Annotated in this window: 10 protein-coding genes; 4 read left to right on the plus strand and 6 right to left on the minus strand. The window is 34.9% G+C overall.

All coding sequences use genetic code 11. The features are described from left to right. Window positions 1–22: 22 nt before the first annotated feature. The 3 genes from BHU68_RS05930 to fba are packed head-to-tail and all read left to right on the plus strand — an operon-like array spanning window position 23 to window position 3,720. Window positions 23–1,207: a phosphoglycerate kinase gene (locus tag BHU68_RS05930; RefSeq protein ID WP_069470658.1), complete on the plus strand. Its 1,185-nt coding sequence runs from the start codon at window positions 23–25 to the stop codon at window positions 1,205–1,207. Next, window positions 1,207–2,640, plus strand: coding sequence for a pyruvate kinase (gene pyk / locus BHU68_RS05935; protein ID WP_069470659.1), 1,434 nt, complete (start codon window positions 1,207–1,209; stop codon window positions 2,638–2,640). Before BHU68_RS05930 ends, pyk begins: the two co-directional genes overlap by 1 nt. Before the next feature lie 18 nt (window positions 2,641–2,658). Next, complete coding sequence (fba, locus tag BHU68_RS05940; protein WP_069470660.1) at window positions 2,659–3,720, plus strand: class II fructose-bisphosphate aldolase; 1,062 nt, start codon at window positions 2,659–2,661, stop codon at window positions 3,718–3,720. 54 nt (window positions 3,721–3,774) lie between these two features. Here the strand turns inward: fba and BHU68_RS05945 are convergent, their stop codons facing one another. From BHU68_RS05945 to moeA (BHU68_RS05970), 6 genes are all read right to left on the minus strand, one after another. Beyond that, window positions 3,775–4,527, minus strand: coding sequence for a cytochrome b/b6 domain-containing protein (locus tag BHU68_RS05945; RefSeq protein ID WP_069470661.1), 753 nt, complete (start codon window positions 4,525–4,527; stop codon window positions 3,775–3,777). 96 nt (window positions 4,528–4,623) lie between these two features. Next, complete coding sequence (locus tag BHU68_RS05950) at window positions 4,624–5,982, minus strand: ATP-binding protein (protein ID WP_069470662.1); 1,359 nt, start codon at window positions 5,980–5,982, stop codon at window positions 4,624–4,626. Window positions 5,983–6,182: 200 nt separating this feature from the next. Then, complete coding sequence (moeA, locus tag BHU68_RS05955) at window positions 6,183–7,154, minus strand: molybdopterin molybdotransferase MoeA (RefSeq protein WP_069470663.1); 972 nt, start codon at window positions 7,152–7,154, stop codon at window positions 6,183–6,185. A gap of 24 nt (window positions 7,155–7,178) precedes the next feature. Beyond that, the gene (locus tag BHU68_RS16875; protein ID WP_141699473.1) at window positions 7,179–7,424 is read right to left on the minus strand and encodes a hypothetical protein; all 246 of its coding nucleotides are present in this window, start codon (window positions 7,422–7,424) and stop codon (window positions 7,179–7,181) included. 208 nt (window positions 7,425–7,632) lie between these two features. Then, a complete protein-coding gene (locus tag BHU68_RS05965; RefSeq protein WP_069470665.1) occupies window positions 7,633–8,631 on the minus strand; it encodes an AAA family ATPase in 999 nt (332 codons plus the stop codon). A gap of 26 nt (window positions 8,632–8,657) precedes the next feature. After that, the gene (moeA, locus tag BHU68_RS05970) at window positions 8,658–9,899 is read right to left on the minus strand and encodes a molybdopterin molybdotransferase MoeA (RefSeq protein ID WP_069470666.1); all 1,242 of its coding nucleotides are present in this window, start codon (window positions 9,897–9,899) and stop codon (window positions 8,658–8,660) included. Window positions 9,900–10,230: 331 nt separating this feature from the next. Between moeA (BHU68_RS05970) and BHU68_RS05975 the strand changes: the two genes are divergently transcribed. Next, window positions 10,231–11,067: LamG-like jellyroll fold domain-containing protein (locus BHU68_RS05975; protein ID WP_141700069.1), on the plus strand; the 837-nt coding region annotated here is incomplete at its 3' end.

Here is an 11,067-nt window from a genome sequence, read left to right on the forward strand (position 1 = left end):
TCAATATATAGGAAGATTGTATATGTCTATTCTTAAAATGACCGATTTAGATCTTAATAATAAACGGGTTCTTATTCGTCAAGATTTAAATGTACCATTAAAAGATGGTAAAGTTGCTAGTGATATACGTATTCAAGCCTCATTACCGACTATCAAACATGCTATTGACGCTGGTGCTAAAGTGATGCTAATGTCTCACTTAGGTCGTCCTACAGAAGGTGAGTTTAATCCAACCGCTTCAATGGCTCCAGTAGCTGAACATTTAGAATCTTTATTAGGCAAACCTGTTAAATTAGTCAAAGATTGGTTAGATGGAATAGAATTAAACGCTGGTGAAGTCGTATTATGTGAAAATGTACGTTTCAATAAAGGCGAAAAGAAAAATGATGATGAGTTGTCCAAAAAAATGGCAACTCTATGTGACATCTATGTAATGGACGCTTTTGGTACTGCTCATCGCGCCCAAGCATCTACACATGGTGTTGCTAAATATGCACCAGTCGCCTGTGCTGGTCCATTATTAGCCGCAGAATTAGACGCTTTAGGTAAAGCTTTAGATAACCCAGCTCGTCCTATGGTTGCTATTGTTGGTGGTTCCAAAGTTTCTACCAAACTCACAGTTTTAGACTCCCTATCCAAAATAGTTGACCAATTAATTGTTGGTGGTGGTATCGCCAATACTTTTGTAGCAGCGGCTGGTCATAATGTTGGTAAATCTTTGTATGAAAAAGATTTAATTGATGAAGCTAAAAAATTAAGTGCTGCTGCTCAAGCAAATGGTGGTGATATTCCAGTTCCTACAGATGTAGTAGTTGGAACTACCAGCCCATTTGAACAAGCAGATGCCCCAGCAACATTAAAAGCAGTGAATGAAGTTGCTGATAATGAAAGTATTTTTGACGTAGGTCCAGAAACTTCTGCCAAATTTGCAGAAATTCTAAAATCTGCTGGAACAATAGTATGGAATGGACCAGTTGGAGTATTTGAATACGATCAATTTGGAGCTGGAACCAAAGCATTAGCAGAAGCTATTGCAGAAAGTAGTGCTTTTTCAATTGCAGGTGGTGGAGATACACTAGCAGCAGTAGATAAATACGGTATTAAAGACAAAATATCATATATATCAACAGGCGGCGGTGCATTCTTAGAATTTTTAGAAGGTAAAAAATTGCCAGCAGTGGCAATCCTTGAAGAGCGTGGGCAGTAATGCTAAGAAGAACAAAGATTATCGCAACATTGGGACCATCAACTGATGATCCTAAAATGTTGGATAAGATCGTCAAAGCTGGTGTTGATGTAGTACGTTTAAATTTTTCACATCAAACCGCTGATATTCATAAAAAACGCTTACAAAAATTACGTGATTGTGCTAAAGCTAATGGACGAACCATTGGGGTAATTGCAGATTTACAAGGTCCTAAAATTCGTACTGAAAGTTTTCGTGATGATAAAATTGAGTTATCTGAAGGTGATACATTTACCTTAGATGCAGCTCATCCAAGTGATGCTGGAGATCAAGAATGTGTAGGTATCACTTACAAACAATTACCTCAAGATGTATTGGCTAATGATACTTTATTATTAGATGATGGGCGGATAGTCTTAAGAGTTAAGAAAGTTGTTGGTACTAAAATCATTTGCAAAGTGATTATTGCTGGAATATTATCCAATAATAAAGGTATTAATCGTCAAGGTGGTGGTTTATCAGCAGAAGCTTTAACTTATAAAGATCGCGCTGATCTTGCGACTGCCGCTTCTATGCAAGTTGATTATATTGCAATATCATTTCCTCGTTCAGCTCAAGATATTCATGAAGCTCGTACTTTATTGCAAGCTGCTGGTGGAAAAGCCGGTATTATTGCTAAAATTGAACGCGCTGAAGCATTAACAAATCATGAAGAAATCATTAAAGCATCAGATGCTATAATGGTAGCACGGGGTGATTTAGGTGTAGAAATTGGTGATGCTAATTTACCCCCGGCTCAAAAACTATTAATTAAAAAAGCTCGCGACTTAAATACAATTGTAATTACAGCAACCCAAATGATGGAATCGATGATTGAAAATGCGATTCCTACTAGGGCTGAAGTTTCAGATGTCGCAAATGCAGTTTTTGATGGTACTGATGCAGTAATGTTATCAGCCGAAACAGCGGCAGGTAAATATCCTGATAAAGCTATTAAAGCTATGGATAGGGTTTGTATTGAAGCTGAAAAACAAGCTATAGTCAGAAAATCTGGGCATCGTCTTGAGCATCAATTTGGACGTATTGACGAAGCAGTGGCTATGGCTGCAATGTACACCGCTAACCATTTAAATATTAAAGCGATTGCAGCATTAACAGAATCAGGCGCAACCACATTATGGATGTCGCGCATCAATTCTGGCATACCGATTTTTGCATTATCGCACTATCAATGTACTCGCACCAAAGTAACTCTTTATAGAGGTGTATATCCAATTGAATTCGATGAAGAAAATCAAGTGGATAGTTTACAAATTAATCAATTCATTGTAAACGAGTTAAAACGGCGCGGTGCAATTAGTGACGGTGATTTATTAATAATTACTAAAGGTGACTTAAAAGGTATTTCCGGCGGAACGAATTCAATGAAAATCGTTTGTGTTGGGGATCAATAACTAAAAAAGGAAAAATTTATGCTAATATCTATGCGTCAATTGCTAGATCACGCTGCGGAAAATTCTTATGGATTACCAGCATTTAATGTCAATAACATGGAACAAGTTCATGCTATTATGCAAGCTGCTGACGCTACTAACAGCCCTGTAATTATGCAAGGCTCTGCTGGCGCACGTAGTTATGCAGGCGAACCATTCTTACGTCATTTGATTTCAGCTGCGATAGAAATGTATCCACATATTCCAGTTGTAATGCACCAAGATCATGGTTCAGAACCAGCTATATGTCTGCGTTCTATCCAAAGTGGCTTTAGTTCAGTCATGATGGATGGCTCATTAATGGCTGACATGAAAACACCTTCTAGTTATGAGTACAATGTAGATGTAACTAAAGAAGTGGCTAAATTGGCTCATGCTGGTGGTGTATCTGTTGAAGGTGAATTAGGTTGTTTAGGTTCATTAGAAACAGGTATGGCAGGCGAAGAAGATGGTTCAGGTGCTGAAGGTAAACTTTCACAAGATCAACTATTAACTGATCCTGAAGAAGCTGCTGATTTTGTAAAGAAAACCAAGGTTGATGCTTTAGCAATTGCTATTGGTACCAGTCACGGAGCTTACAAATTCACTCGCCCACCAACAGGTGATATTTTAGCGATTGAACGTGTGAAGGAAATTCATGCACGTATTCCTGATACACACTTAGTAATGCACGGTTCCTCATCAGTACCACAAGAATGGTTAGCAATAATCAACAACTATGGTGGTGATATGGGTCAAACCTATGGTGTACCAGTAGAAGAAATCGCTGAAGGTATCAAAAATGGTGTACGTAAAGTAAATATTGATACAGATTTACGTATGGCATCAACAGGTTCAGTTCGTAGATTCTTACAAGAAAACCCATCAGTATTTGATCCACGTAAATTCCTAAAAGAAGCAACAAAAGGAATGATGGAAATCTGCAAAGCTCGTTATGAAGTATTTGGTTCAGCAGGAATGGCATCTAAGATAACAGCAATATCTTTAGATAATATGTCTAAACGCTATGCAAGTGGCGATTTAGATCCTAAGATTAATTAAAACAAACCTGACAGGTTTTTAAAACCTGTCAGGTTTATACAGCAAATAAATTTTTTACTTTTCAGCATCAACGGGCTTATTAGGAAAAACTTTCCGCCCCGTGAACATAGCACTAATTAAACCACTCCGTTCCCTTATTTCGGTGATCACAATAGCACTAATATGTAAAACAATAAAAATCAACAAAATATAAAAACAGTAAAGATGAATAGTGATAAATGGTTTACGAAAGTCTCGCATTTCTGCATATTTTTCCTTGTTGATGTTTTCCTTGGAATAAGCTTTTAACACCTCGATCTTGCTTGGATCCTCAACAACCCATTCCTTAATAGTTTGACCAAAAGGCGGATAATAAATATCGGTTCCTGCCAACACTAATCCTGTGATTGCTTGTGTCATCAATGCTAGAAATAGCAGTGTAATCATCACTTTGGCGGCTGGATTATGTCCTTTATAATATTGAAAATTACCACTAGTAAAACCAGCTTTGTATTCACGTAGTGCAGTAAAAAAACCTTTATCACAGGGCAAAATAGCTTTCCAACGAGCATATTTATTGCCAATAAAAGCCCAAATAATTCGCCACGCTAGATTCAAACAAAATACATAACCTATATAAACATGAATTGTCTTGAGCAAGATTTTACCATCAGTGCTAACGCCAAGGGTTTTGGCATATAAAATCACTAAGCCCACTCCGATAAGCCCAATAACAGCCAAGACATTAATCCAATGAAACCAGCGAGTACTACGATCCCAAACGGGATATTCTTTGAGAGTGTTAGATGAAGTATTTTTAGAGTTCATTTTTTTATTCCTTTCAAATTATGCAGTTTCTAACCAATTATTATAACACTTAGAACAACGATTGAAATGTGCAAACCACTAAAAGAACAAAATAATTCATTTATTCACCATCCTAGATAATTCTTCCACCATATACAACGGCAGAGAAAGTAGCCTGAATTTTCCAGAGGCTCTGGGCAAAGATATTGGAATTTCACAGTAAGAAGGTATATCAGCATTAAAGCGAACACCATAATCAAGTTGTTTTTCTTGAATAAAAACATGGAGTGATTTAAGCGTTCCTGTCTTACCTGCCTTGATTTCTACCGGTATTATTTTTGATCCATAATTCAATATATAGTCAATTTCTGCTGATGATTGTCTCTTTTCTCGGCACCAATAAAACAATTCAGGTTCTTCATAAGAAGGTTTGGCATAAAGCAGGTGTTGACCAATAAATTGTTCACACATTGAACCTGAATTAATCAATGTCACTTCATCAGCTGCTTCAATCTCTGCATAGTTGACTCCACAAGCTTTGGTAAGTAATCCTACATCTAAAAACAAAGGCTTTTGTATCTTTTCATTGGTTTGCGCTCTCAGTGGAATACCATTAGCGGCAGTATGATAAACTGGATAGTAAATTTTCGCTAATTCAAGCAAATGCAAGGCATTTTTTAAATAAGAACTTTTTTCATTTGAGTCTAAATTGACATATTTTAATTTTTGACCGATCTGAAAAGGTAATTTTTTAAAAACTTTTTGTATTATACTATGTTTAAAACGGCGACCATATTTACTAAAATCATCGCGATAGCTTAATAATATTGATTGCTTTATCATGTCAACTTCTAGTAGTGAGCCGGTATCTTTATAAACTTGGATGGCTTCAGGCATACCGCCAATGGCAAGATAAAGTTTGAACATTTTGATTAATTCATCATGAATCACACAAAAAAATGGCGTACTAGAATCATATTGTTCAATAAATTCCCCAAGTTGTTCTTTTCCAATAGCTTTTAAAAAATCCTTGAACTTTAATGGTCCCAAGTGCATGTATTCAATTCTGCCAACCGGCATTGAAAATGAATGCTCTTCCAGAATAAAATCTAGTAAAGAGCCAGCGGCAATGATATGAAGTTGGGGCAAGATTTCATAAAAATAACGTAAACTAGCGAGTACTTGTGGAGCAGTCTGAATTTCATCTAAAAAAATCAGTGTTTTGCCGGGAATGATTTTCTGCGAGGCTTTAAGTTCTAGCAAAACAATAATCTGCTTTGGATCTTTTGACTGAAAACAGGCAATATAGTCGTCATTCAATTCAAAGTTGATTTCTAAAATATCTAAGGCATAGATTTGGGCAAACTGGCGAACCAGATATGATTTACCAACTTGTCTTGCTCCTCGAATTACTAAGGGCTTTCGTGTATTTTTATCCTTCCACTGTTCCAGATAACTTAGCTCAGATCTTTTCATACTATTTATAATGTTTAAACTTACCCCTTAATATATACATATTAAGGAATTTTGTAAAGGTACATTTAGTCATATAAAGTAATTTTGTAAGGGTTATTTTATTTTTATAGACTTTATAATCAACAAAAATAAGCCCTGAAGGGGCGACATAATATAAGGTAATTATTTCGCCCCTTCAGGGCTAAAATCTTTCCTATGCTTCAAATCAACCCATCAAACGGTTCCACCAAAACTTCATCACCTGCCGCTACATTGCCACTATCTTTCGGCAAGATAATAAAACAATTCGCCTGACTCATAGAGCTTAAAATTCCAGAACCTTGTCGCCCTGTGCTTTTTACTACTAATTGCCCTTGTTCGTTTGTTTCTATGATGCCGCGTTGAAAATCTACACGCCCGGGAGGTTTTTTGAATGCTGTTAGGGATGGTACGGTGAATCTTATTGGTGTTTGCTTAGTTTGCCCCATCATTAGACGTAATGCTGGTTGTACAAATTGGTAAAATGTTGCCATTACTGATACTGGGTTGCCGGGTAAGCCAAAAAATACAGCATTTTTCACCGTACCAAAAGCTAAAGGTTTGCCCGGTTTCATCGCAATTTTCCAGAAATTAATTTTACCGACGCGGCGTAAGCAATCGGTTACATAATCGGCATCACCTACTGATACTCCACCTGATGTAATAATCGCGTCATTGCCATTAGCGGCTTCTATAAAGGCTGCTTCAATAGCTTCAGGCTGATCTGGTATGACTCCCATATCAAGAAATTCTATACCTAAACTACTCAACATTGCATATATGGTATAGCGATTACTATCATAGATTTGCCCAGCTTGTGGTATTTCACCCAAGGAACATAATTCATCACCAGTTGAAAAAAATGCTACCCGTAAGCGGCGTTTAACTTTAAGTTCTGGAATACCTAAAGAAGCTAATAAACCAATATCAGCAGCTAGTAAAGATTTACCAGCTTTTAATACTACATCACCAACTTGAATATCTTCACCAGCTAAACGTATATTTTGTCCAGCTTTATGCCCAACTTCAATATGAATTATATCTGCATTACGCTCAACATCTTCCTGCATAATTACACAATCACAATCGCTAGGAATTACAGCACCAGTATAGATTCTGATACATTCTCCAGCATTAACAATTTGAATTGTCACAAGTATTCATAATATGAAAGAATTTTATTTGAAATAAGCTTCATTAATTTTAATCTGATTAGTGCCTTTTTTTAATATACCAGCGTATTGTTTTTTAAATTGCTTTTTTAATTTCATAAATTTTTGATTAGCGGCGTTTGGTACACTAGTTGATACAATAAAACCATAAATTTTTTCCATTTTTATCTGATGACTTTTAAAATATTCTATTGTTTCGCAAATTTGTTTAAAAGCATGTTCTAAGTTTGTACCTTTTAATTCAACAAACATAAAATATGCAGTATCACATTTGACGAAAACATAATCACATTTTATTTGTGATATCGAAATCAGGCACGAATCTACTTTTATTCGACAATAGTTAGATCTATTTTTGGTTTCAATACTAAATCGTTTCTTATTTTCACTAGCCGCTGTAGATATTTCAAAACAGTTTAATTTATAATTAAATATACTTTGTAGCTTGTCACAACAGGGGCTATTCATCATATTCTAGATCTAAAAGTTGTTCAAATTCTTCTCCTAATTTTTCTGACACCTCATCTATGATTGTTGCATCAATTACCTTAAGTTCTTCATTCATCATATTTCGTGCGTTTCCATTTTCTATAGAATAAACTGCTACTCTTTCAAAATCTAACCATTTATCTGATGATACAATTTTATTAACTTTTTCTTTTAAAAAAGGTTTTGCTTTTACTACGTTATGAGCTTGAATTAGATTATTTAGTGCAGTTAATATATAAGGACTATGAGTTGTGATAACTAACTTATTGTTTTTATAAGTACATTGTTGAATGATATATTCAACTATGTTTTTCTGAGTTTCAGGATATAAATTTAACTCAGGTTCTTCTATCGCAAATATTTGAGCTTGTTTTGATGAAAAATATTTTAATATAACGTAAAGAGGTATTGCTGCTTGAAGCCCGCTAGCAGTTTGAGAAAGCGGCAATTCTTTATTATTAGGAAGGTAAATTTTATCAATACCATTTTCAAAGCGATAAGTAACATTTAATGGTTCAATATTTAAAGAGTCTAATTGTTTTCTAGCAATTTCAAAGGATGAACCAAATTGTAAGATAAAATCAGGAATGGCAATTTTATTAGCCATCATACCCATCATAGATTCTGAAAGCATGGAGACGAGAATTCTTTCTGCGGGAATATATAAAGGTTTTAATTCTGAATTTTTAATCCTGCTATTATTCAGTTTACAATTTTTATAAATATATGATTGTCCGTATGAAATTAATGTTTCATCTGAAAAAAAATTAATATGTTTGTCTTTAAAAATTTGATGAAACTCAGTTTCAGTTTTGCCAAGCAATGTTTCCCCACTAATAATAGATAAAATTTTTGCTAATGTACTTTTACCGCTAGCTTGTGGTCCAATAAATATCATTATATCTTTTATTTCAATACTGATATTTTTCAATGGTCCAAAATTTTTTATGATTAGTTGATTAAATTCCAATATAATCTCCAGTTATAAGTTTGAACTTAGGCTCTAATTAACCCTTCAAACGGTTCCACCAACACCTCCTCACCTGCCGCTATATTACCACTGTCTTTTGCTAACACAATAAAACAATTCGCCTGACTCATAGAGCTTAAAATTCCAGAACCTTGTCGCCCTGTGCTTTTTACTACTAATTGCCCTTGTTCGTTTGTTTCTAAGATGCCGCGTTGAAAGTCCACACGCCCCGGATGTTTTTTTAATGCTGTTAGGGATGGTACGGTGAATCTTATTGGTGGTTGCTTAGTTTGCCCCATCATTAAGCGTAATGCTGGTTGTACAAATTGATAAAATGTTGCCATTACTGAAACAGGATTGCCCGGTAAGCCAAAAAATACAGCATTTTTCACCGTACCAAAAGCTAATGGTTTACCCGGTTTCATCGCAATTTTCCAGAAATTTATTTTACCTACGCGGCGTAAGCAATCAGTTACATAATCAGCATCGCCTACTGATACTCCACCTGATGTAATAATCGCGTCATTGCCATTAGCGGCTTCTATAAAGGCTGCTTCAATAGCTTCAGGCTGATCTGGTATGACTCCCATATCAAGAAATTCTATACCTAAACTACTCAACATTGCATATATGGTATAGCGATTACTATCATAGATTTGCCCAGCTTGTGGTATTTCACCCAAGGAACATAATTCATCACCAGTAGAAAAAAATGCTACTCGTAAGCGGCGTTTGACTTTGAGTTCTGGAATACCTAAAGAAGCTAATAAACCAATATCAGCAGCTAGTAAAGATTTACCAGCTTTTAAAACTATATCACCAACTTGAATATCTTCACCAGCTAAACGTATATTTTGTCCAGCTTTATGCCCAACTTCAATATGAATTATATCTGCATTACGCTCAACATCTTCCTGCATAATTACACAATCACAATCGCTAGGAATTACAGCACCAGTATAGATTCTGATACATTCTCCAGCATTAACACTATCATTATAAGGCTTACCAGCCCATGAAGTGCCAACTACAGTGAAATCGGTTTTCGTATCTAAATCACCACTACGCACAGCATAACCATCCATAGCCGAATTATTATGTGGAGGCACAGCGATTTTAGAATGTACATCTTCAGCCAAAATTCGATTTAAAGCACTACGTATAGCTAATTGCTCAAAACCATTTATAGCTTGTAAATCGCGCTCAATGCGAAGTAGAGCTTGTTCTACTGTTAAAAAATTTGAATTGTTATTGTCACAAGTATTCATAATATGAAAGAAAAATAATGAGCCATATTATTATAATATATATATATTTATCAAAAAACAAGTTAAATTAAAATCCTGATTCTGACACACAAGATTATAAATAATATAAATCGAGCAATAAAAACAAAAAAAAATATCAAAACAGCCTGACCTTTTTCTCCAGCAAGCATTCTATATAAGTATAAAGAAAAAATGTTTTTTCTATTGAAAACCATATTATGGCCATTATATTTATCCTAATGGCCGTAAAATCCGTTGTACTTACTATTTAGTACAACTAATTAAGAAATAAACGAATTCACACAATTTAACTCTTAAAGGAGAAACTTTCTTGAAAAAATATACACTTATTAATACTATTATCTTATCTGCTGCATTAAGCGGCAATGTTTTGGCTGATTTGAATGATGGATTGGTGGCTTATTACCCGTTTAATGGTGATGCTAAGGATGAATCGGGGAATGGGAATGATGGAACGGTTCATGGTAATGTTAATTATGCCGCTGGCAAAATTGGACAAGCTGCAAATTTTTCCGGAAGTCAATATGTTTCCTTGTCATCTGATCGGTTCTTAGATAACTATTGTCATATAACTATCACTTCATGGTTTCATCATCAAGCTTCTGATGCTAATTATCATCAGATAATCTCAATTGGTGATACTAGAGGCGGATTGGATCCAATATCTTTTCAATTTCAAAAACAGAAACTTCATAATTTTGGTTTTGAAGATGTTTTTAATAAAAAAGCAATAAAATTAAACATAAATTCTAAAAATCCACTGATTGAGAATAATGTTTGGAATTTTCTAGCGGTAACATTAGAAGAGTTGGAAAATGGTTCAAAATTAACCGTTATAATTAATGATGAAATCATTCAAGAAATAACTACCTCTGAAAAAGTATGTATCCGATATGATACGAGCATGGAAACACAAATTGGAGCTATTCATGCTCAACAAAATTGGGTTGGTTTTATAGATGATGTTCGCATTTACAACCGCGCTCTATCAGAATCAGAAGTCCAACAACTTTATACTGCTGAAGAAGAGGAAAATGAACAACCACCAACAGAAATTTCATCAAAAGCCATTTACGATTCTTCAACAAATACATTATCTTTAGAAGGTATTTTAGTTCCTTTTATAGATGAATTTACGGGCAAAGCA

Source organism: Candidatus Marithrix sp. Canyon 246 (assembly GCF_001723685.1).
In the GTDB taxonomy this organism is placed as follows: domain Bacteria; phylum Pseudomonadota; class Gammaproteobacteria; order Beggiatoales; family Beggiatoaceae; genus Marithrix.

What these genes read in the sequence shown, in the direction of transcription:
- BHU68_RS05930 (WP_069470658.1), top strand. Translation starts at nt 23, where the DNA reads ATGTCTATTCTTAAAATGACCGATTTAGATCTTAATAATAAACGGGTT.
- moeA (WP_069470666.1), bottom strand. Translation starts at nt 9,899, where the DNA reads ATGAATACTTGTGACAATAACAATTCAAATTTTTTAACAGTAGAACAA.
- pyk (WP_069470659.1), top strand. Translation starts at nt 1,207, where the DNA reads ATGCTAAGAAGAACAAAGATTATCGCAACATTGGGACCATCAACTGAT.
- BHU68_RS05945 (WP_069470661.1), bottom strand. Translation starts at nt 4,527, where the DNA reads ATGAACTCTAAAAATACTTCATCTAACACTCTCAAAGAATATCCCGTT.
- BHU68_RS16875 (WP_141699473.1), bottom strand. Translation starts at nt 7,424, where the DNA reads ATGTTTGTTGAATTAAAAGGTACAAACTTAGAACATGCTTTTAAACAA.
- BHU68_RS05950 (WP_069470662.1), bottom strand. Translation starts at nt 5,982, where the DNA reads ATGAAAAGATCTGAGCTAAGTTATCTGGAACAGTGGAAGGATAAAAAT.
- fba (WP_069470660.1), top strand. Translation starts at nt 2,659, where the DNA reads ATGCTAATATCTATGCGTCAATTGCTAGATCACGCTGCGGAAAATTCT.